The organism is Bacillus sp. DHT2 (assembly GCF_026241455.1).
In the GTDB taxonomy this organism is placed as follows: Bacteria; Bacillota; Bacilli; order Bacillales; family Bacillaceae_G; genus Bacillus_A; species Bacillus_A pseudomycoides.
Genome location: NZ_JAPHWH010000005.1, coordinates 21981 through 43962, shown reverse-complemented (window position 1 = coordinate 43962; position 21982 = coordinate 21981). Strand labels below are relative to the sequence as shown.

At 37.9% G+C, this 21982-nt stretch carries 21 protein-coding genes and 1 other annotated feature; of the genes, 18 read left to right on the top strand and 3 right to left on the bottom strand.

The features are described 5' to 3' along the window. Window positions 1–25 precede the first annotated feature (25 nt). The gene (locus ORL93_RS13700; RefSeq protein ID WP_003200800.1) at window positions 26–442 is read right to left on the bottom strand and encodes an organic hydroperoxide resistance protein; all 417 of its coding nucleotides are present in this window, start codon (window positions 440–442) and stop codon (window positions 26–28) included. A 2-nt stretch (window positions 443–444) separates the two neighbouring features. Beyond that, a complete protein-coding gene (locus tag ORL93_RS13695; RefSeq protein ID WP_016116496.1) occupies window positions 445–897 on the bottom strand; it encodes a MarR family winged helix-turn-helix transcriptional regulator in 453 nt (150 codons plus the stop codon). A 626-nt stretch (window positions 898–1523) separates the two neighbouring features. On the opposite strand from ORL93_RS13695, the gene hemA reads away from it, so the two are divergent. The 8 genes from hemA (at window position 1524) to ysxE (ending at window position 10043) form a co-directional block, all read left to right on the top strand. After that, entirely contained in the window at window positions 1524–2861 is a 1338-nt protein-coding gene (gene hemA, locus ORL93_RS13690) for a glutamyl-tRNA reductase (RefSeq protein ID WP_018764395.1), read from the top strand. A 16-nt stretch (window positions 2862–2877) separates the two neighbouring features. Next, a complete protein-coding gene (locus tag ORL93_RS13685) occupies window positions 2878–3711 on the top strand; it encodes a cytochrome c biogenesis protein (protein WP_018781677.1) in 834 nt (277 codons plus the stop codon). 15 nt (window positions 3712–3726) lie between these two features. Further along, window positions 3727–4656 (top strand): hydroxymethylbilane synthase, encoded by a 930-nt coding sequence (gene hemC / locus ORL93_RS13680; RefSeq protein WP_265959139.1) that lies wholly within the window; start codon window positions 3727–3729, stop codon window positions 4654–4656. A gap of 2 nt (window positions 4657–4658) precedes the next feature. Then, window positions 4659–5417 carry a uroporphyrinogen-III synthase gene (gene hemD, locus ORL93_RS13675; protein ID WP_018764394.1) on the top strand — a complete coding sequence of 253 codons (759 nt, stop codon included), beginning with the start codon at window positions 4659–4661 and terminating at the stop codon, window positions 5415–5417. A gap of 31 nt (window positions 5418–5448) precedes the next feature. Further along, window positions 5449–6438 carry a porphobilinogen synthase gene (gene hemB / locus ORL93_RS13670; RefSeq protein WP_006096072.1) on the top strand — a complete coding sequence of 330 codons (990 nt, stop codon included), beginning with the start codon at window positions 5449–5451 and terminating at the stop codon, window positions 6436–6438. After that, entirely contained in the window at window positions 6438–7727 is a 1290-nt protein-coding gene (hemL, locus tag ORL93_RS13665; RefSeq protein WP_003200815.1) for a glutamate-1-semialdehyde 2,1-aminomutase, read from the top strand. Before hemB ends, hemL begins: the two co-directional genes overlap by 1 nt. Before the next feature lie 180 nt (window positions 7728–7907). After that, complete coding sequence (spoVID, locus tag ORL93_RS13660) at window positions 7908–8939, top strand: stage VI sporulation protein D (protein WP_080740069.1); 1032 nt, start codon at window positions 7908–7910, stop codon at window positions 8937–8939. Window positions 8940–9017: 78 nt separating this feature from the next. Next, on the top strand, window positions 9018–10043 hold the full coding sequence (gene ysxE, locus ORL93_RS13655) for a spore coat protein YsxE (protein WP_097795383.1): 1026 nt from the start codon (window positions 9018–9020) through the stop codon (window positions 10041–10043). Window positions 10044–10070: 27 nt separating this feature from the next. Here ysxE and ORL93_RS13650 read toward each other — a convergent pair whose 3' ends face one another. Continuing rightward, on the bottom strand, window positions 10071–10265 hold the full coding sequence (locus ORL93_RS13650) for a hypothetical protein (protein WP_018764391.1): 195 nt from the start codon (window positions 10263–10265) through the stop codon (window positions 10071–10073). Window positions 10266–10543: 278 nt separating this feature from the next. Continuing rightward, window positions 10544–10775, top strand: a binding site (T-box leader). A gap of 36 nt (window positions 10776–10811) precedes the next feature. Here ORL93_RS13650 and ORL93_RS13645 point away from each other — a divergent pair. From ORL93_RS13645 to minD, 10 genes are all read left to right on the top strand, one after another. Further along, window positions 10812–13457, top strand: coding sequence for a valine--tRNA ligase (locus tag ORL93_RS13645; RefSeq protein WP_098806323.1), 2646 nt, complete (start codon window positions 10812–10814; stop codon window positions 13455–13457). A 115-nt stretch (window positions 13458–13572) separates the two neighbouring features. Continuing rightward, complete coding sequence (locus ORL93_RS13640; protein ID WP_018781681.1) at window positions 13573–14874, top strand: bifunctional folylpolyglutamate synthase/dihydrofolate synthase; 1302 nt, start codon at window positions 13573–13575, stop codon at window positions 14872–14874. A 322-nt stretch (window positions 14875–15196) separates the two neighbouring features. Next, window positions 15197–16156, top strand: coding sequence for a stage II sporulation protein B (locus tag ORL93_RS13635; protein ID WP_265959138.1), 960 nt, complete (start codon window positions 15197–15199; stop codon window positions 16154–16156). A gap of 198 nt (window positions 16157–16354) precedes the next feature. Continuing rightward, window positions 16355–16930, top strand: coding sequence for a Maf family protein (locus tag ORL93_RS13630; RefSeq protein WP_003208628.1), 576 nt, complete (start codon window positions 16355–16357; stop codon window positions 16928–16930). Between the two features lie 47 nt (window positions 16931–16977). Next, on the top strand, window positions 16978–17655 hold the full coding sequence (radC, locus tag ORL93_RS13625; RefSeq protein ID WP_003200830.1) for a RadC family protein: 678 nt from the start codon (window positions 16978–16980) through the stop codon (window positions 17653–17655). Window positions 17656–17814: 159 nt separating this feature from the next. Beyond that, window positions 17815–18831 carry a cell shape-determining protein MreB gene (gene mreB, locus ORL93_RS13620; RefSeq protein WP_003200832.1) on the top strand — a complete coding sequence of 339 codons (1017 nt, stop codon included), beginning with the start codon at window positions 17815–17817 and terminating at the stop codon, window positions 18829–18831. Window positions 18832–18872: 41 nt separating this feature from the next. Next, on the top strand, window positions 18873–19727 hold the full coding sequence (gene mreC / locus ORL93_RS13615; protein ID WP_018764385.1) for a rod shape-determining protein MreC: 855 nt from the start codon (window positions 18873–18875) through the stop codon (window positions 19725–19727). 12 nt (window positions 19728–19739) lie between these two features. Next, window positions 19740–20282, top strand: a complete 543-nt coding sequence (gene mreD / locus ORL93_RS13610; protein ID WP_003200835.1) for a rod shape-determining protein MreD — start codon at window positions 19740–19742, stop codon at window positions 20280–20282. A 35-nt stretch (window positions 20283–20317) separates the two neighbouring features. Further along, window positions 20318–21004 (top strand): septum site-determining protein MinC, encoded by a 687-nt coding sequence (gene minC / locus ORL93_RS13605; protein ID WP_003200837.1) that lies wholly within the window; start codon window positions 20318–20320, stop codon window positions 21002–21004. A 2-nt stretch (window positions 21005–21006) separates the two neighbouring features. Then, window positions 21007–21810, top strand: coding sequence for a septum site-determining protein MinD (gene minD / locus ORL93_RS13600; RefSeq protein ID WP_003200838.1), 804 nt, complete (start codon window positions 21007–21009; stop codon window positions 21808–21810). Window positions 21811–21982 lie beyond the last annotated feature (172 nt).

The following is a 21982-nucleotide window of genomic DNA, read 5'->3' as shown; positions in this document are numbered from 1 at the left end:
ATTCGTCGCACGTTTTTTTGTTTACTTATAGTACGTTTAATGTAACCTCAATATTTCCTCTAGTCGCTTTTGAATATGGACATACGCCATGTGCAGCTTCTACAAGCTCTCGTGCTTCAGCATGAGAAACGCCAGCTACACGTACATCAAGTACAGCAGATAATCCAAAACCGCCGTCCGTATCTTTCCCAATTGAAATATGAGCTGTCACTTCTGTACTTTCTACTTTTACACGTTTTGTACGAATAACAAGTTGTAATGCACTATCAAAGCATGCTGCATAACCAGCTGCAAATAATTGTTCTGGGTTCGTTGCTTCGCCGCCCATACCGCCTAATGCTTTTGGCATCTTCACATCAAGGTTTAGAATGCCGTCTTCAGAAACAACTTTCCCGTTTCTTCCACCCGTTGCAGTTACAGTTGCTGTGTATAATTTTTCCATCCTTATTCCCCTTTTCTATCATTTATTGGTTTCATGGTTTCAATTAATTTATTTAATTGAACTAATAATGATCGGTATTCTTGCTCTGTAATTCCTAAATTGGTAGCAATGGTTTTTGGCAATGAACATGCTTTTTCTTTTAAAGCGTGTCCTTGTTCTGTTAGTTCAATGCACACCTTGCGTTCATCTTCCTTAGAACGAACACGTTTAACTAATCCTAATGTTTCCATGCGTTTTAACATAGGGGTTAAAGTGCCGGAATCTAAAAATAGACGTTCACCAATTTCTTTTACAGTTAATCCATCTTGCTCCCAAAGTACTAATAATGTAATGTACTGTGGATACGTAATACCCATTTCTTCTAAATAAGGCCGATAAAAGCGTGTTACTTCCCTAGAGCAAGCATAAATAGAAAAGCAAAGCTGATTATCAAGATGCAAAGGATTATCTTTCATGAGCATCCCTCCCTTTTAATTGTTCGCAATTAAATTTTGTAAAATAAATATAACGAAAAAGAAATGAGATGTCAAATACATTGCAACGAAAAAATTTTGAGTAATGTGTCACATGAAAGAAGTTGTTACATTTTGGAACAATCATACATATTTTTCTGTATGATGAAAGAAGATAGAGAAAGAGAGTATTTCAATTCGTATGGAATAGTTTCCATCACTTGATTCTGATAGATTTTTTTGGTAACGTACAAATAGAGTTATTATTTTATAATGATTATAAAGTAAGGTATATATACATTTTGATTTTCTAGCATATAAGTCGCTGTTATGAAGAACAAAAGGTGACATGTACTCGTTTTCTCTCTTTGTTTTAACTTGGCATGGGGCAGGGAGAGGATCTGACCGCTTCTATGCGTGGCTGGATGCTCTCTCCCACCTAAAGATTAGGTTTTATGTCGTTTTTTCAATTTGCATTTATATAGTCAGATGAGTAATGTATTTCCTGCTAGGTGTGAAAAGCAGAAAAAATAATTTGTTGATGTTCACACGATTGTCAGATTCATAACAGGAAAGTTGTATTATGATAGTAGATAAGGTGATAAAACGGTTGAAGGGGGACATGCTGCGTGCATATTCTTGTTGTTGGTGTAAATTATCGAACAGCCCCTGTAGAATTTCGTGAGAAACTAACATTTCAGGCAGCGGAGTTAGAGCAGGCAATGACAACGTTACAAAATCAAAAGAGCGTGTTAGAAAATGTCATTGTATCAACGTGTAACCGCACAGAAATCTATGCTGTCGTCGATCAATTACACACGGGACGATATTACATTAAGAAATTTTTAGCTGATTGGTTTCAGCTTGGTATAGAAGAGGTTTCACCATATTTGTCTATTTTTGAACAAGATGGTGCCGTGGAACATTTATTCCGTGTAACGTGCGGATTAGATTCTATGGTAGTGGGTGAAACACAAATCTTAGGACAAATTCGAAATAGCTTCTTAGAGGCGCAAAAAGTGAAAGCAACAGGGACAATTTTTAATGAATTGTTCAAACAAGTCATTACGTTAGCAAAGCGTGCGCATTCAGAAACAACAATTGGTGAAAGTGCCATGTCTGTTAGCTATGCTGCTGTTGAACTTGGAAAGAAAATTTTCGGTGATTTAACAGACTGTCATGTTTTGATTCTTGGCGCTGGAAAGATGGGTGAACTTGCCCTGCAAAACTTATATGGAAGCGGAGCTCGTAAAGTGACCGTTATGAACCGTACGTTTACGAAAGCGGAAACAATGGCCGAGAAATATATGGGGCATGCAAAACCGTTAAGTGAATTGCAGTGTGCGCTTTTAGAAGCGGATATTTTAATTAGTTCAACTGGTGCTTCAGATTACGTGATTACGAAAGAAATGATGACAAGAGTGGAGCGTATACGCTGTGGTCGTCCATTATTTATGGTAGATATTGCAGTGCCGCGTGATATTGATCCGACAATCGATGAGCTAGAAGGTTCTTTCTTGTACGATATTGATGATTTACAAGGTGTAGTGGAAGCCAATCGTGCTGAACGTTTGAAAGAGGCGGAAAAAATTCAGCTTATGATCGAAGAGGAAATCGTTATATTTAAAGCTTGGTTAAATACGCTTGGCGTTGTTCCTTTAATATCAGCTTTACGTGATAAAGCATTAGCGATTCAAAGTGATACGATGCAAAGTCTTGAACGAAAAATTCCAACGCTTAGTGATCGTGAAAGAAAAGTGATTAGTAAGCATACGAAAAGTATTATCAATCAACTGCTAAAGGATCCAATTTTAGTAGCGAAAGAGTTAGCGGCCGAAGAGGGAGCTACGGAAAAGCTCGCTTTATTTGCGAAAATTTTTGATTTAGAAGTGCAAGAAGCGGCCATGGAACATATTGAAGAACCAGAGCATAAACGAGTGTGGACAGCATCCGTTCCATCTTTATAACTGGAAGGATGATCGGATGGTTTTTTTAAATAATAGTATTATTTATCATATCGCAATTATTTTATATGCTTGTAGCATTAGTTTATATTTTATAGATTATTTCCAAAGTAACCGAAAGGCGAATCGAATTGCTTTTTGGTTACTTGCGATTGTATGGGTATTACAGTCTATTTTTATGTTACTTCGAGCTACGGAATCAGAGACGAATCCGATTTTGACATTATTGTCAGGGATTTATTTTTATGTGTGGCTATTAATTACAATGTCACTCGTAATCAATAGATTTATGCGCATTGACTTTTTAGTCTTTTTTACAAATGTCATTGCTTTTGGCGTAAGCGCTTTTTCTATTTTCACTCCGCTCGGAAAAATGTCGCCTGTACTCGCACATCAATTAGTTTCAGAGCTTGTATACGTGCATGTAGGAATGGCGATTATTTCCTATGCGGCGTTTACAGTATCGTTTATTTTTTCCATTATGTACTTGTTGCAATATCGATTATTAAAACAAAAAAAATGGAATGCAAGATTAAGAAGGTTAGGAAACTTACCGAAGCTTGAGTCGATGTCATATGGATTAAATTTATTTTCTGTTCCGTTTTTCCTATTAGCTATTTTGCTTGGATGTATATGGGGATATACAAAACTAGATAATTTCCATTGGTATGACACGAAAGTAATCGGGTCTTTTGTTGTTTTGTTTGTCTATTGCATGGGTCTATATTTACGAGGGTCAGATATATTGCAAGGTAAGAAAATTATAAACTGGAACATTGGAGCCTTTCTCGTTATGTTAATCAATATTTTTCTATTAAGCAGTTTATCCAACTTCCACTTTTGGTATTTATAATGAGGAGAGAACATTATGCGCAAAATTATTGTAGGTTCAAGAAAGAGTAAGCTAGCATTAACACAAACAAATTGGTTTATTGATCAATTAAAAGCGCTTGGTTTACCATATGAATTTGAAGTGAAAGAAATTGTTACAAAAGGTGATGTTATTTTAGATGTGACGCTTTCTAAAGTAGGTGGGAAAGGCTTGTTTGTAAAAGAAATTGAACACGCACTACTTATGAAAGAAATCGATATGGCTGTACATAGTATGAAGGATATGCCAGCTGTACTTCCAGATGGATTAACAATTGGGTGTATACCAAAGCGTGTCGATCCGCGTGATGCGTTCATCTCAAAAAACGGGGAATCATTTGAGGACTTAGCAGAAGGTGCAATTCTTGGTACGAGTAGTTTACGACGTAGTGCGCAGTTACTCGCTGCTAGACCAGATTTACAAGTGAAGTGGATTCGTGGAAATATTGATACGAGATTACGTAAATTAAAAGAAGGAGATTATGATGCAATCATTTTAGCAACGGCTGGATTGCAGAGAATGGGCTGGGATGATGATGTAATTACAGAACACTTAGATGAAACATTATGTGTACCAGCTGTAGGACAAGGTGCCTTAGCGATTGAATGTCGTGAGGATGATGCAGATCTATTGCAATTATTATCACATATGAATGATGCTGTAACAGAACGAACAGTAGCGGCTGAACGAGTATTCCTTCATAAACTTGAAGGTGGTTGCCAAGTACCGATCGCTGGTTATGCAACGCTTCAGAAGAATGATGAAATTGAATTAACAGCTCTTGTCGGTTCTATGGATGGTTCAGTCTTGTTAAAAGAAATTGTCACAGGTGTGAATCCAGAGCAAGTTGGCTTAGAGGCAGCGGATCGTTTAATTAAGCAAGGAGCAAAAGAGCTCATTCTTGCTGCGAATAAGGAGCAACATTAATCATGGATGCTCTTGCTGGCAAAACAGTACTGATTACGCGTGCCCAGCATCAAGCAAAACAAATGAGTGTAGCGGTGAAAAAACAGGGCGGAATTCCATTGGAAATTCCGCTTTTGCATATAGAAGGTGTATCTCAGCAGGAATTTCAAGGTATATCTCAGCAGCTTCACACATATGACTGGGTTATTTTTACGAGTAAAAATGGTGTGAGTTTTTTTTTAGATGGTTTGTGTCAGGAAATACCCCCTACTGTTCGCATTGCTGCAGTAGGGGTGAAAACAGGACAAGAATTAGAAAAGCGGGGTTATGAGGTTCATTTTGTCCCAAAGACTTTTGTCGCGGAAGCTTTCGTTTTAGAATTTGTAAGAGAGTTAAACGGGACAGAACGCATTTTATTTCCAAAAGGGAATTTAGCTAGAGATATTATTCCAAATAAACTCCGCGATCTTGATGTGTTTTTAGAAGAATTTGTCGTGTATGAAACGAAAACAAATCATGAGAAGCAGCTAGACCTTATCGCAGCTCTAGAGTTAGGTAAGGTAGATGTTGTTACATTTACGAGTCCCTCTACTGTTACAAGCTTTGTGAAATTACTTGAGGGCACAAACTGGAGAGAATGGACAAAAAAATGTACAATTGCTTGTATAGGACCGATAACAGAGCAAGAGGCAAGGCGTTATTTTGCTGGTGTAATCGTTCCAAAAGAATATACAGTAGAAGCATTAATACAGTGCATTTCAAAATATAATCAAAATGCATAGTCTAAATAAAAAGAATGGGAGATAGAAATCTATGAATTCTTTACAATTTAATCGTCATCGTCGTTTAAGACAAAGCAAAAATATGCGTGCGCTTGTACGTGAAACATTTTTACATACAGAAGATTTTATTTATCCTATTTTTGTATTAGAAGGAGAGAATGTTCGTAACGAAGTTCCTTCTATGCCGGATGTATATCAAATTTCTTTAGATCTTCTGCAAGCTGAAATGCAAGAAGTGGTAGATTTAGGTATTCGTTCTGTTATCGTATTTGGTTTGCCTGCTGAAAAAGATGAAGTTGGATCTTCTGCATTTTGTGAACACGGCATTGTACAACGTGCGATCAAACAAATTAAAGAGCAGTTTCCAGAGTTAGTAGTAGTGGCGGATACATGTTTATGCCAATATACAAGCCATGGGCATTGCGGGGTTATTGAGGATGGAATCATTTTAAATGATGAATCACTTGAAGTTCTTGCAAAAACAGCAGTGAGCCAAGCAAAAGCAGGAGCAGATATTATCGCACCATCTAACATGATGGATGGATTTGTAACGGCGATTCGCCATGCGTTAGATGAGAACGGTTTTGCACACGTACCGGTTATGTCATACGCTGTGAAATACTCGTCTGCATTTTACGGTCCATTCCGCGATGCTGCGCACGGTGCACCGCAATTTGGTGATCGTAAAACGTATCAAATGGATCCAGCAAACCGTATGGAAGCATTCCGTGAGGCTGAATCAGATGTAATGGAAGGAGCGGATTTCTTAATTGTAAAACCGGCCCTTTCTTACTTAGATATCATTCGCGATGTGAAAAACAATTTCAATTTACCAATCGTGGCTTATAATGTGAGCGGAGAATACTCAATGATTAAAGCGGCAGCGCAAAATGGTTGGATTAATGAAAAAGAGATTGTACTTGAGAAACTATTGAGCATGAAACGTGCAGGAGCAGATTTAATTATTACGTATCATGCGAAAGACGCAGCACGATGGTTACAAGAAGGAGGAATCCAATAATGAAAAAGTTTGATAAATCGATTGAAGCGTTTGAAACAGCGCAAGATTTAATGCCTGGCGGCGTAAATAGCCCAGTTCGTGCATTTAAGTCCGTTGGTATGAATCCGCTTTTTATGGAGCGCGGAAAAGGCTCTAAAGTGTATGATATTGACGGGAACGAATATATCGACTACGTATTATCATGGGGACCGCTTATTCACGGACATGCAAATGAACGTGTTGTGGAATCATTAAAAGCTGTTGCTGAAAAAGGAACGAGCTTTGGTGCGCCAACAGAGATTGAAAATAAATTAGCGCAGCTTGTAATTGAGCGTGTGCCATCGATTGAAATTGTACGTATGGTAAATTCAGGAACAGAAGCGACGATGAGTGCCCTTCGTCTAGCACGTGGTTATACAGGTCGTAATAAAATTTTGAAATTTATTGGTTGTTACCATGGTCATGGTGATTCGCTATTAATTAAAGCAGGTTCAGGTGTTGCGACGCTTGGTTTACCAGATAGCCCAGGTGTACCTGAAGGTGTAGCGAAAAATACGATTACAGTAGCGTATAACGATTTGGAGAGTGTAAAATATGCGTTCGAGCAATTCGGTGACGATATTGCTTGTGTTATCGTAGAGCCAGTGGCAGGAAATATGGGAGTAGTTCCACCACAACAAGGATTTTTAGAAGGACTTCGTGAAGTGACAGAGCAAAATGGTGCATTGCTTATTTTTGATGAAGTGATGACAGGATTCCGCGTTGCTTACAACTGTGGACAAGGTTATTACGGTGTAACACCTGATTTAACTTGTTTAGGAAAAGTAATCGGTGGCGGCCTACCAGTAGGAGCATACGGTGGTAAAGCGGAAATTATGCGCCAAGTTGCACCGAGCGGACCGATTTACCAAGCAGGTACATTATCTGGTAATCCTTTAGCAATGACTGCAGGTTATGAAACATTAGTACAATTAACGCCAGAGTGTTATCAAGAGTTTGAGCGTAAAGCTGAAATGTTAGAAAATGGCCTGCGTAAAGCGGCTGAAAAACACGGTATTCCGCATCATATAAACCGCGCAGGTTCAATGATAGGTATATTCTTCACGAATGAACCAGTTATTAACTACGATGCAGCAAAAACGTCTAACTTAGAGTTCTTCGCAGCTTACTATCGTGAAATGGTAGAGCAAGGTGTATTCTTACCACCTTCTCAATTTGAAGGATTATTCTTATCAACAGCACATAGTGATGCAGATATTGAAGCGACAATTGCAGCGGCAGAAATTGCGATGTCGAAATTAAAAGCGTAAATAAAAAGGTTGCCGGGATCGTCCTGGCAACCTTTTTATTAATGACTAGAGATCATGTCGCATATTGTCGGAATGCCGATATATTTTAAAAAGCGTCGATATATGAAAAATGAATAGGAAGATCACATGTGCAGTTCGATTTTTTACTCATAAAATGATTCCGAGACACATAAACCTGTAATGACATACAGTTTGGGAGGGGGAAAAGAAGTGGCAACAGATCATTCATTACGTTTTTCATTAAAAGAATCGGTTTGGTTCCAAAAAGGACAGGAAGTCGAAGAACTTTTGTCAATTTCGTTAGATCCAGACGTTGAGATAGAAGAGCTTGAATACGAAGTAATTGTGAGAGGTCAATTGGATTTAACGGGAGAATATGTTGCAAGGCAAGATGATTCTGCGTTTTCATTACGAGATTTATCTCCAGCGAAATCCATTGATTATGTAGAAACGCGAGAAGATGGTGTAAACGAACTTGTGCACTCTTTTCCGTTAGAAATTTCGATTCCACGAAACCGAGTGAAACAAGTTGAAGAATTGTATGTTTCCATTGAGGAATTCGATTATGAATTAAAGGAAAATGGTTGTTTACAGCTATTAGCGGACATATCGATATCTGGATTATGTGAGGATGAGAGAATACAGAATGAAGTGCAAGAGGAAGAGATAGAGAATGTGGAAGTTGATAGAACCGAGGAAATAAAACTGGTGGATGAGGATACATTGCCGGTAGAAGTGGAAGAAGTAACAGTTCATACAGAATCAAACGGATGGGAAGATTATGCATTTGAGCCTTTCCAATTAGAGGAGCGCAAAGAACAAGAATTAGAAGAAGAGGTAGAAGATCTAGAAGAACATGAAGAGGAAGAACGAGAAGAGGAAGCAAAAGAAACTACACCACAGTTTGAATTCTTTGGCCGGAAGGATTTTCAGAAAAAGAAGGAAAAGGAATTACAGGAAGAAGCAGAAACGGCATACTCACAACGGGATGAAAATGCATTATATTTAACAAAATTGTTTACGAAAGAGCCGGAAGAAGAATTTACGAAATTACGTATGTATTTTGTGCAAGAAGGGGATACAATTGAATCGGTTGCGGATCGATATGAAACGTCGGTCCAGCATTTACATCGTGTGAATCAAACAGATGATGTATATTTAACTGCAGGGCAAATTATATATATACCTGTGTCAAAAGCAAAGACAAAGTGAGTGGAGAATTTTCTCCACTCATCTCTTTTCTTTTACCATAGTTCATCTTACGTTTTTGAATGAGAAAGGATCATTCGTATGGATATAGAATTGCGAGATCGTTATGCGCCGATCGTACAGCGGTATCAATTGGATGCCCACCATATGGAAGAGCATGGGAGTGTAATAAAAATTTATACGAATCAAGGTCCATATGCATTGAAAAAATTACCATCTCATCGATTGAAGCGAAATAATTTAATGTATCATGTTCAATTTTTACGTGAAAAGGGATTTACACATTATGTACCGATTTACCATGCGACAGATGGAAATCATATTTTGAGTGACGAAACATATAGTTATTATTTAATGCCTTGGCTTGAGCGAGCAGAAGGGAACGGAGAGGACAATGATCAATATCATAAAATGTTTCAGACGCTAGCGCTGCTTCATCAAAGGACGGTAAAAGAAGAAACGTATACTGAAGAAGTGTTAGAGGAGCATTATACAAATGTCTCTGATCGTTGGGAGAAAGATGGAGAATTCTTAGAGCAATTCCTCGTAGAGTCTGAGGCGAAATGGTATATGTCGCCGTTTGAATTGCAGTATTGTACGTATTTTCATCATGTGATGAGGGCGCGTGAATTTGCAACGAAACAGCTTTCGGAGTGGAATGAAGCGATGAAAGAAAAAGAAAAAACACGAGTTTCTTTTATTCATGGCAATGTATCGATGAATCATTTTTTATTCGATTATGAACGAAATGGTTATTTTATTAGTTTAGAAAGGTCTCAATTTGCAACACCAGTTCAAGATCTTGTTCGCTTTTATTCCCGCTCATTGAACACATATCCAATTACGAGAAGCGATCGCTTTGAATGGTATCAGGTGTATCAAAAGAATTTTCCGTTTACGAAAGAAGAACAACTCCTTATGTTTGCGTATCTAACATATCCGTCCCCATTTATTCGACAAATCCAATCTTATACAAGCAAACAGCAGAGCCGTAGTGAAAAGCAAGAACTTCAAGGTGTGAAAATGTTACAACAAGCGCATTGGCTTGTAAGTAATATAGAGTATTTTATTTCACAATTTCAAGCAGCGCAGCAAGGGAATGAGTAACAGCCGTAGTCTCAAGTGTCCTTGAGGCTACGGCTGAAAATGCAAGCGAATCGTTGCTACAACAAAGATGATAAGGATGATGAAATCTAAGAAAGTTGGAAGTAGTAATGTACGAATCCCTTGGAAAATCGTAAGGGGAATTGCAAAATCAGCAAACATCGTTTGTAAATTTCTAACCCATGAAGGGGCCGAAAAATTGTAGGTGCGTCGGTATCGTCGCATAATCATTCCTCCGTATAGAAAGGCTATTGCTGCACATGAACCTTAAAAGATGAAAGGGTAATATTACAGTATGCGGGGTAAGTACCTAAGGTGCTTGTGCTGCATACCTTCATTTTCCGTGTATATATTACAGGGAATTTAGTTAAGCTGATTGGTAATTGTATGTTGTTTTTATCAAAATAGAATTTATTAATTGTAGAAACTTGCTGAAAAATATTTTTATCTTGACGAATATGGTTTCGTTTTTTACACTATTGTATATAATAAATAACAATTATATAAATGCGTTGAAGGGGAAGAGTATAACATTAAACGTCTGCAGAGAGGAGAATTATTAGCTGTGAGATTCTCTAGATAGTCATGTTAGAAGGTAGCTCTGGAGCATCTTTTCTGAACGGAGTCATTCTCATTAGGAAAAGACGGATCTGTCCGTTATCAAATTAAGAGTATAAGCAAATTTTGAATTTGTTTGTAAATAAAGGTGGTACCACGATGTCCCTCGTCCTTTTTGGATGAGGGGCATTTTTATTTTAAGGAGGGAAAATAATGTCAAATACGGAAAAGAATTTACCGACTAAATATGATCATATGTCCGTTGAAGAAGGCCTTTATAAATGGTGGCTAGACGGCAAATATTTCGAAGCAAAAGGAGATACGGAAAAGCAGCCGTATACAATTGTAATCCCGCCTCCAAACGTAACAGGTAAACTGCACTTAGGGCACGCTTGGGATACGACGCTTCAAGATATTTTGACGCGTACAAAGCGTATGCAAGGTTACGATGTATTATGGCTTCCAGGAATGGACCATGCTGGTATCGCAACACAGGCAAAAGTAGAAGGAAAACTTCGTGAAGAAGGTATTTCACGTTACGATCTTGGCCGTGAGAAATTCCTTGAGAAAGCATGGGAATGGAAAGAAGAATATGCTTCTCACATTCGTCAGCAATGGGGAAAAGTTGGTTTAGGATTAGATTACTCTCGTGAGCGCTTTACATTAGACGAAGGTTTATCTGATGCGGTTAATAAAGTATTCGTTCAATTATACGAAAAAGGTTTAATTTACCGCGGTGAATATATTATTAACTGGGATCCAGCAACACGCACAGCTCTTTCTGATATTGAAGTAATTCATAAAGAGATTCAAGGTGCATTCTACCATATGAACTACCCATTGACAGATGGATCTGGTCACATTCGACTTGCGACAACTCGTCCAGAAACAATGCTTGGCGATACAGCAGTAGCAGTTCATCCAGAAGATGATCGTTACAAGCATTTAATCGGAAAAACAGTTACACTTCCAATCGTAGGCCGTGAAATTCCGATTATTGCTGATGAGTACGTAGAAAAAGATTTCGGAACAGGCGTTGTGAAAATTACACCAGCTCATGATCCGAATGACTTTGAAGTAGGTAACCGACATGACTTACCTCGTATTTTAGTAATGAACGAAGATGGAACGATGAACGAAAAAGCTGGTAAGTATAACGGTATGGATCGTTTCGAATGCCGTAAAGAGTTAGTAAAAGACTTACAAGATGCTGGCGTATTAGTAGAAATCGAGCCTCATATGCATTCAGTAGGACATAGTGAGCGTAGCGGTGCAGTTGTTGAGCCTTACTTATCAACACAATGGTTCGTAAAAATGGGCCCACTTGCAGAAAAGGCAGTAGAACTTCAACAAAAAGAAGAAGAAAAAGTAACGTTCGTACCAGAGCGTTTCGAGAACACATACTTACGCTGGATGGAAAACATTCACGACTGGTGTATTTCTCGTCAATTATGGTGGGGACACCGCATTCCAGCTTGGTATCATAAAGAAACTGGTGAAGTATACGTAGGTACGGAAGCACCAGCAGATATTGAAAACTGGAATCAAGATAACGACGTACTTGATACATGGTTTAGCTCAGCGTTATGGCCATTCTCAACACTTGGTTGGCCGAACGAAGATGCAGAAGACTTCAAACGTTACTATTCAACAGATGCTCTAGTAACTGGTTATGATATCATCTTCTTCTGGGTATCTCGTATGATTTTCCAAGGTTTAGAGTTTACAGGAGAGCGCCCATTTAAAGACGTATTAATTCACGGTTTAGTTCGTGATGAGCAAGGACGTAAAATGAGTAAATCTCTTGGTAACGGTATTGATCCAATGGATGTTATTGATAAGTACGGTGCAGATGCAATGCGCTTCTTCTTATCAACAGGAAGTGCACCAGGACAAGATTTACGCTTCAGCATGGAGAAAGTAGAATCTACTTGGAACTTCATTAATAAAATTTGGAATGCATCCCGTTTCGTATTAATGAACATGGATGACATGAAATATGAAGATATCGATTTAACTGGTGAAAAATCAGTTGCAGATAAGTGGATTTTAACCCGCTTAAATGAAACGATTGAAAGTGTAACACGTAACATGGATAAATATGAGTTCGGTGAAGCTGGCCGTTCATTATACAACTTCATTTGGGATGATTTCTGTGATTGGTATATTGAAATGGCGAAACTTCCATTATACGGTGAAGATGAAGTGGCTAAGAAAACAACTCGTTCAATTCTAGCATACGTACTAGACCAAACGATGCGTCTACTACACCCATTCATGCCATTCGTAACAGAGAAGATTTGGCAACACTTACCGCATGAAGGTGAATCTATTACAGTAGCAGCATGGCCGACAGTTCGCGAAGATTTACAAGATAAAGAAGCGGCAGCAGAAATGCACCTTCTAGTTGATATCATTCGCTCTGTTCGAAACATTCGTGCTGAAGTAAATACGCCAATGAGCAAAAAAGTTCAAATGCAAATTAAAGCAAAAGACGAAGCAGTACTAGCACAGCTTATGAAAAATAGCTCGTACATTGAGCGTTTCTGTAATCCAAGTGAATTAACAATTAAGACTGATTTACAAGCGCCAGAAAAAGCGATGACTGCAATCGTATCAGGTGCAGAGTTATTCTTACCATTAGCTGATCTTATCAATCTTGATGAAGAGAAAGCGCGTCTTGAAAAAGAACTTGAGAAGTTCGATAAAGAAGTAGAACGTGTACAGAAGAAACTTGCAAACCAAGGTTTCGTAGCAAAAGCACCAGCGGCAGTTATTGAAGGAGAGCGTGCAAAAGAGCAAGATTATCTAGAAAAACGCGAAGCAGTTCGTCAACGTCTAGCTGATCTTCAAAAATAAAGTCATTCGAAAGAGACTCGCCATATTGGTGAGTCTCTTTTATTTGCGTATAATAGAGCTAGAATAATTCTTTGTTTTAGTTCTTTTTTATTGATTTGAAAGGGGAATGGCAAGCGTGGTACATACATACGAAGAAGCGATAGATTGGATTCATAGCCGATTAAAGTTTGGAATTAAACCAGGATTAGAGAGAATGCAGTGGATGCTAGGGGAGCTTGGAAATCCTGAGCGTCACATAAAATGCGTTCATCTTGCAGGAACAAATGGAAAAGGTTCAACTTTAACATATATGCGTTATATGCTAGAGGCGGGAAAATATAAAGTTGGTACATTTACGTCTCCATACATTGAAACATTTAATGAGCGAATTAGTGTTAACGGTACACCGATTGCAGATAAAGAAATTACTGAGCTTGTAAATATGGTAAAACCGGTTGTTGAAAAATTAGATGAAACAGATTTAGGAGAAGCAACGGAGTTTGAAATTATTACAGTAATGGCAATCTGCTATTTTGGTAAAATAAACTTCTGTGACATCGTCTTGTTTGAAACAGGGCTTGGTGGTCGTTTTGATTCTACAAATGTAGTTCATCCAGTTCTTACAATGATTACAAATATCGGCCATGATCATATGCATATTTTAGGGAATACATTAGCTGAAATTGCGTACGAAAAAGCAGGAATTATTAAATCAGGAGTTCCTGTTATTACTGGTGTGCAGGATGAAGAAGCACTTGAGGCTATCCAAAAGGTTGCTCAGGAAAAGAATGCAAATCTTTATGAGTTTGGAAAGCAATTTACAGCTGTTCATCAACGTTCCGATGAAGATGGAGAGCATTTTGATTTTTCTTGCCCGTTTGCTTCATTTGAGGAAGTTCAGATTTCGATGAAAGGAAGTCATCAAGTCGGAAATGCAGCATTGGCGTTGATGGGGATTATGTATCTTAAAACATACCTATCATTCTTAATGGAGGAAGAGCATATTGGCGTAGGATTAAGTGAAGCATATTGGATTGGCCGATTTGAACGACTGCAAAGCAATCCGGACGTAATTATAGATGGCGCTCATAATCCAGAAGGAATTGCAAGCCTTGTGAAAACAGTAAAGGCTCATTATAACGATAAAAACATCCTTGTTTTATTTACCGCTTTAGGTGATAAACAGCTAGACAATATGGTAGGGCAATTAGAAACAATTGCAGATGAAATGACTTTTACAACATTCACATTTGATCGTGCGATTTCTGCTGAGGAGCTTGCAGCTTACTCACGTAAGGAAACAAAACAAGTTTTTGAGAATTGGAAAGAAGCTATTGATGCGAAAATGAACAACCTCCAAGAAAATGATGTTTTCATCATAACAGGCTCTCTTTACTTTATTTCAGAAGTTAGAAAATACATTCGTGAAAAAAACTAGGACAGCAACTTGCTGCCCTAGTTTTTTGTTCTACAAATGAAGTCAAATACATACATATAAAGTGAAACTTCCATCAGTGGAGGTTTTTTTATTTCCCACTGATGGTTAGCCTTCACCAATCGGGCTTTTAGGGGCAGTTTATCCCCTAGCAACCTTCATAATTTTTATCCGCAATTTTGAGGTGGGGGATATTACTGCCTATTAATGCGGGATAAGATAACTATATGGGAAAATTTGACGAATCCCTCCGACAGATATCTCGTTTTTTTGTGAAGTGAATATGATATGATGCGGACAATGATAAGAGGTGAGGTGTGAGGGTATGGACAAGCAATCACGAACAATCTCGGTTAAAGTAAACGGAACGGAAGCAAAGTATGAAGAAAAGCAGAAAGAAAAGGAAGAATTTGATTGGATGGTAGTTGATAGTGAAACGTCGCAAAATGTAGTGCCCTTTCAAAAAAACAAGTTACCATCTATCCGGCAGCACCGAAAGAAATGGAATAATGTGCTTATTTTTACAGTTGCTACTGCGGTTATCATTGGCACAGTGTTAGGGATGGGAATGCTTCACTTGTTAACGGGACAAGGTACAGTTCGGGAAGCTACGATAACAAGTGGAGAAAAGAATAATGGAGCAGAGCAAAAAGAAGTAACAGCTGGGGAGAAAAAAGAAGAAAAACAAAAGGTGGGGAATGCAGCTGCTTTAGAACCAATCACTTTATATTTCGTTCAGGGAGGTCTCTATTCTTCTGAAGAAAAAGGACAGGCAGCTACTCAGGAATGGAAAGACAATGGGGGCATAGCAGCGATTAAACCGACTGATGATAAGTATTCACTTGTAGTTGGAATTGCTAGTGATGAGCAAACGTTAGATAAATTAATCGGACAATATAAGAAAGACGGCGTATCAGTTTTGAAAAAGAAATGGGAAATTACAGATCGGGCATTGCTGAAAAGCGATAAAGAATCTGGTCCATTGTTAAGTAAGTTACAACTCTTATACGTCCATTTTGTAAAATACGCGACTAGTATACAACCTGGAAGTAAAAGTAATTCAAAAGAAATAGAAGCGATTGAAAAGGAATGGAAGGCAATTGAAAAAGAGGGGAAATCAATTAAGCGTGAGGATGTAAAAAAAATATATACGTATGCATCAGTAGCTGTGCAAACAATAAAAGAAGGAAAGACTGATAAAGAAGCAGTAGCTAAATTGAATCAAGTTATAATTGATGGTTTGCTTTCTTATGAAAAAGTGGTTTCGCAAAAAGCCAAAGAGTAGGATAATGGAATAAGAGGAAAGAAGTATGCATACTTCTTTCTTTTCTTTTGAATTATATAGCTATAGAAATGTTTTCACCTTATAGTGAGAAAACATCATTTCTTAAAAAGAAAATGATGTTTTTGCAATTTGTAGGAAAGGTATTTGTTTGATACGATCAAGCTATATTTTTCTGCTTTATGTAAGAAAGGAGCATATATGAAAAAACTTATTTTAGCATCTGGGTCACCGCGCCGGAAGGAATTACTTGAACTAGCGGGTGTACCATTTGAAATTGTTGTGAGTGAAATAGAAGAAACAATCGGTGCGTATTCATCGCCCGCTGATATTGTGATGTCACTTGCTTTGCAAAAAGCATCTGCTGTAGTAGAAAATCACGAAGATAGTGTGGTATTAGGTGCAGATACAATTGTTACATATGAATCGCGTATTCTTGGAAAGCCTAAAGATGAAGCGGAAGCGAAAGAAATACTGCAGCTATTATCAGGAAAAACACATGAAGTATATACAGGCGTTGCGCTCATTTCAAAAGAAAAAACAGTAACTTTCTACGAACGTACAGAAGTTACGTTTTGGGAGTTAACAGAAGAAGAGGTTGATGCGTATATTGCGACGAAAGAACCACTTGATAAGGCTGGAAGTTACGGTATTCAAGGAAAAGGTTCTATCTTTGTTCAACATATTCAGGGAGATTACTACAGTGTAGTGGGATTACCAATTGCACGACTTGTTCGTGAATTAAAACAGTTCGATAATGATGCATCCCATGCGTAAAATTGCATGGGGTTTTCTTTGCGAAAAATTGAAAAAGGAGTGAAAATATGAACGGTATTCGTGATGTTTTGAAAGAAGAACAACCACGGGAGCGTTTATTAGTAGAAGGAGCAAGCAGTTTATCGAATCGGGAACTTCTCGCAGTGCTACTTAGAACTGGTTCTAAAGAAGAATCAGTTCTAACATTAGCGGATCAAATTTTATATCATTTTGACGGATTACGAATGTTAAAAGATGCTACAATAGAAGAGATGACGAGTATTCATGGTGTAGGAATAGCAAAGGCCTCTCAGTTAATCGCTGCTTTTGAACTAGGGAGAAGGATGGTGCGTTTAGAGTACCAAAATCGATATAGTATTCGGAGTCCAGAAGATTGCGCTAGTTATATGATGGAAGAGATGCGTTTTTTACAACAAGAGCACTTTGTCTGTTTATACTTGAATACGAAAAATCAAGTTATGCATCGGCAGACTGTGTTTATTGGGAGTTTAAATGCCTCAATTGTGCATCCTCGCGAGGTTTTCAAAGAAGCTTTTCGTCGCGCAGCAGCCTCTATTATATGTCTGCATAACCACCCTTCAGGAGACCCTACGCCGAGTCGGGAAGATATTGAAGTGACAAAACGATTGGTAGAATGTGGAAGGATCATTGGGATTGAAGTCCTTGATCACATTATTATAGGCGACCATAAATTCGTGAGTTTAAAAGAAAAAGGTCATATTTAAGACTATTCTTTTTACCTATTTTGTTTTATAATGTGATTTATGAGTTTTTTGTAGGCATTCGCTTACAATAAAGGATAGAAAATATAAAAACGTACTGTTTTATTATAAATATAAAGTAAGAAAATGAGTCCGTGAAAATGAGAAAGGAAGATAGATGATATGTTTGGATTTGGTGGTTTTACTCGTGATCTTGGAATTGATTTAGGAACAGCAAACACGCTTGTATACGTGAAAGGAAAAGGTGTAGTTTTACGTGAACCTTCAGTTGTAGCATTGCAAACTGATTCGAAACAAATCGTTGCAGTTGGTAGCGATGCAAAACAAATGATTGGTCGTACACCAGGAAACGTAGTGGCTCTTCGCCCTATGAAAGATGGTGTAATCGCTGATTATGAAACAACAGCGACAATGATGAAATACTATATTCAACAAGCGCAAAAATCAAATGGATTTTTCTCTCGTAAGCCATATGTAATGGTATGTGTGCCATCTGGTATTACTGCTGTAGAAAGACGTGCAGTAATCGATGCAACTCGCCAAGCAGGTGCGCGTGATGCATATCCAATTGAAGAACCATTTGCAGCAGCAATCGGTGCAAACTTACCTGTTTGGGAACCAACTGGTAGTATGGTTGTTGATATTGGCGGCGGAACAACAGAAGTTGCGATCATTTCTTTAGGCGGGATTGTAACAAGTCAATCTGTTCGTGTTGCTGGTGATGATATGGACGATTCAATCATTCAATACATTAAGAAAAGCTACAACTTAATGATCGGTGAAAGAACAGCAGAAGCATTAAAATTAGAAATCGGTTCTGCAGGCGAGCCAGAAGGTATTGAGCCAATGGAAATTCGTGGCCGTGATTTAGTAAGTGGTTTACCAAAAACAGTATTAATCAAGCCAGAAGAGATTGCAGATGCGTTAAAAGATACAGTAGATGCAATTGTAGAATCAGTGAAAAACACATTAGAAAAAACGCCACCTGAATTAGCAGCGGATATTATGGACCGTGGAATTGTATTAACAGGAGGCGGTGCATTACTTCGCAACTTGGACAAAGTAATTAGTGAAGAAACGAAAATGCCAGTTCTTGTTGCAGAAAATCCACTTGACTGTGTAGCAATTGGAACAGGTAAAGCTTTAGATAATATCGACCTTTTCAAAACTGCTCGATAATATTCCAAAATAAAAATCAATGAAATTAAGAGGGTGTGAACGTGCCACAGTTTTTCTTAAACAAAAGATTAATTGTTTTGCTAGTTAGTATTATTCTTCTCGTGGCATTGATTGGAATCTCACTGAAAGAACGGAAAAATCTAACATGGCCAGAGCAGTTTGTAAAAGATACTGTCGGTGTTGTAGAACGTGTATTCCAAAAGCCAGCGAATTATGTTGCCGGGTTCTTTGAGAACGTAGAAGATGTAAAGCGCACGTATGAAGAAAATAAAACATTAAAAGAAAAATTAGATAAGTATGCGGAATTATCCGTGAAAGTAAAAGATTTGGAAAAAGATAATGCGAAGCTTCGTGAAACGATTGATAAAAAAGATTCTCTTCGTGACTATAAGCCAATCCAAGCTACAGTGATTGCACGCAATCCGGACAAGTGGTATGACTTAATCGGAATTGATAGAGGTGCACAGCAAGGAATCCAGAAGGATATGGCTGTTATGACTTCAAAAGGGTTAGTCGGACGAGTGAAAAGTGTGTCTCAATTTACATCAACTGTAGAATTATTGAGTTCACTGAATCGAACAAATCGTATTTCTGCTGTAGTAGAAGGGCAAGAGCGTATTTTTGGATTGATTGAAGGATACGACAAGGAAAAACAATCTCTTGTTTTCACAAAGATTCCATCTGATGTAAAAGTAGAAAAAGATCAAACGGTTGTAACATCAGGATTAAGTGATATTTTCCCGAAAGGGTTAGTAATTGGGAAAATTGTAGATGTTGCACCAGATGAATATGGATTAACACAAACAGCTTACGTAAAACCTGCTGCGGATTTAAATGATGTAGACCATATTATGGTTACAAAAAGAGTTATGCCCTCAGCAGCGTTAGAACAGTAAGGGGGAGAAGATATGGCTATTTTGAAAAGAGCAATTCTTCCTCTGCTGCTTCTTTTTGTGTTTTTATTCGAAAATATGTTTTCTACTGTAGTTCCAACAGCATTGTTTTGGAAAGACAGTATTGCAGCTCCGCATTTCTTTATGATTGTGCTATGTTTTATTACCGTTTATTTTAGTCCTTTACAAGGTATTTACTATGGGCTATTATTTGGTTTTTTATTTGATACTGTATATACAGAACTTGTTGGTGTATATATATTTGCTTATCCAATTTTGGCGTATCTTGTGTATAGTACGATGAGAGTATTGCAATTGAATTTATTTATTGTTTCTTTTATCGTATTAACGGGAATTGCAGCATTAGAGTATTATGTATATGGATTTTTAACGCTACTAGGACGTATTCATGTACCGGCGCATATCTTTTTCTCAGATCGTCTCCTTGCTACTTTATTGTTAAATGGCATTTTCTTATTACTAGTTTGTTTCCCACTGAGACGATATCTTGTGCGTCTTTCAAAAGCGATGGAAGAAAAAGAAAAAAGGATTTTCTAATTTTATGTCGAATTGAATCGTTGGGGTGAACTTTAGTGGAAGAAAAAAAGCAACAAAATATAACGATAAAAGGGACAAAAGATGGACTGACATTACATTTAGATGATTGCTGTTCATTCTCTGAATTACTGCAAGAACTGGACGAAAAGCTTTCCACTCACTATTACGATGGTGATGGACGTTCATTAATCGAAGTACATGTTAAAGTTGGTAATCGCTATTTGACAGATGTACAGCAAGAAGAAATTCGCACTTTGATTCGTAATAAAAAAAATCTTGTTGTGGATTCCATTGAGAGTGATGTCATAACAAAAGCTGAAGCAATAGCGTGGAAAGAAGAAACAGAAATTGTCCCTGTTTCCAAAATTGTTCGCTCAGGTCAAGTATTGCATGTAAAAGGAAATCTATTGTTAATTGGAGATGTCAATCCAGGCGGAACGGTTATCGCTGGGGGAAATATTTTTGTCGTTGGATCATTACGAGGAATTGCGCATGCTGGATATTATGGGGATACAGATGCTGTCATTGCAGCATCTGTTATGAATCCAATGCAACTTCGAATTAGTGATGTGACAATGCGGGCTCCGGAAGAGAAAGAAGACGGAGCAGAGGCGGCGGAATGTGCGTATATTGATGAGAACAATCACATTGTTGTCGATCGCCTGCAACTTCTCACTCATCTTAGACCTAATTTAACAAAGTTAGAAAGGGGAATTGTATAGCTGTGGGAGAGGCAATAGTAATTACATCTGGAAAAGGCGGGGTAGGAAAGACTACAACGTCTGCAAACATTGGTACAGCCTTAGCATTATCCGGGAAAAAAGTATGTTTAATTGATACGGATATTGGTCTAAGAAACTTAGACGTAGTAATGGGGCTAGAAAATCGTATTGTATTTGATCTTGTTGATGTCGTCGAAGGTCGTTGTCGTTTACCTCAGGCTCTTATAAAAGATAAGCGCTTTGATGAACTTTATTTATTACCTGCAGCACAAACGAGCGATAAGTCAGCGGTAACACCTGAACAAATGGATGAGTTAATACAACTATTACGTCAAGATTATGATTATGATTACATATTAATTGATTGTCCTGCTGGTATTGAGCAGGGATTCAAAAACGCGGTGGCAGGTGCGGACAAAGCGATTGTTGTAACGACGCCTGAAGTATCTTCTATGCGTGATGCAGACCGTATTATTGGGCTTTTAGAAAAAGAAGATATCGAACCACCAAAACTTGTTATTAACCGTGTGCGTAGCCATATGCTACATGAGCAAGATATGCTAGATGTAGATGAAATTGTACGTACACTTTCGATTGAGTTGCTCGGAGTTGTCGAGGATGATGATGAAGTTATTCGTGCTACAAATACAGGTGAACCTGTAGCATTGCAGCCGAATGGAAAAGCATCATTAGCTTATCGGAATATTGCAAGACGTTTGCTAGGTGAATCTGTCCCTTTACAAGCGTTTGGGCAAGAAAAAGTATCTGTTTTTACAAAGATGAAAAATTTCTTTGGAATTCGTTAAAAGCACTTCGCATGTATGCGAGGTGCTTTCTTTTTTATTCTCATGAATATCTTCCTCTTAGGGTTCATACATATGTACAAACTGTATAAAGTTTGGAAAATAGAGAACTTTTATTTTCCCTGCTATTTGCGGGGGAAATAATCAGTAGGGAAGATAGTTTCACTTTACTTGC

What these genes read in the sequence shown, in the direction of transcription:
- ORL93_RS13700 (WP_003200800.1), bottom strand. Translation starts at nt 442, where the DNA reads ATGGAAAAATTATACACAGCAACTGTAACTGCAACGGGTGGAAGAAAC.
- ORL93_RS13695 (WP_016116496.1), bottom strand. Translation starts at nt 897, where the DNA reads ATGAAAGATAATCCTTTGCATCTTGATAATCAGCTTTGCTTTTCTATT.
- ORL93_RS13685 (WP_018781677.1), top strand. Translation starts at nt 2,878, where the DNA reads ATGGTTTTTTTAAATAATAGTATTATTTATCATATCGCAATTATTTTA.
- hemC (WP_265959139.1), top strand. Translation starts at nt 3,727, where the DNA reads ATGCGCAAAATTATTGTAGGTTCAAGAAAGAGTAAGCTAGCATTAACA.
- hemD (WP_018764394.1), top strand. Translation starts at nt 4,659, where the DNA reads ATGGATGCTCTTGCTGGCAAAACAGTACTGATTACGCGTGCCCAGCAT.
- hemB (WP_006096072.1), top strand. Translation starts at nt 5,449, where the DNA reads ATGAATTCTTTACAATTTAATCGTCATCGTCGTTTAAGACAAAGCAAA.
- hemL (WP_003200815.1), top strand. Translation starts at nt 6,438, where the DNA reads ATGAAAAAGTTTGATAAATCGATTGAAGCGTTTGAAACAGCGCAAGAT.
- spoVID (WP_080740069.1), top strand. Translation starts at nt 7,908, where the DNA reads ATGACATACAGTTTGGGAGGGGGAAAAGAAGTGGCAACAGATCATTCA.
- ysxE (WP_097795383.1), top strand. Translation starts at nt 9,018, where the DNA reads ATGGATATAGAATTGCGAGATCGTTATGCGCCGATCGTACAGCGGTAT.
- ORL93_RS13650 (WP_018764391.1), bottom strand. Translation starts at nt 10,265, where the DNA reads ATGCGACGATACCGACGCACCTACAATTTTTCGGCCCCTTCATGGGTT.
- ORL93_RS13645 (WP_098806323.1), top strand. Translation starts at nt 10,812, where the DNA reads ATGTCAAATACGGAAAAGAATTTACCGACTAAATATGATCATATGTCC.
- ORL93_RS13635 (WP_265959138.1), top strand. Translation starts at nt 15,197, where the DNA reads ATGGACAAGCAATCACGAACAATCTCGGTTAAAGTAAACGGAACGGAA.
- ORL93_RS13630 (WP_003208628.1), top strand. Translation starts at nt 16,355, where the DNA reads ATGAAAAAACTTATTTTAGCATCTGGGTCACCGCGCCGGAAGGAATTA.
- radC (WP_003200830.1), top strand. Translation starts at nt 16,978, where the DNA reads ATGAACGGTATTCGTGATGTTTTGAAAGAAGAACAACCACGGGAGCGT.
- mreB (WP_003200832.1), top strand. Translation starts at nt 17,815, where the DNA reads ATGTTTGGATTTGGTGGTTTTACTCGTGATCTTGGAATTGATTTAGGA.
- mreD (WP_003200835.1), top strand. Translation starts at nt 19,740, where the DNA reads ATGGCTATTTTGAAAAGAGCAATTCTTCCTCTGCTGCTTCTTTTTGTG.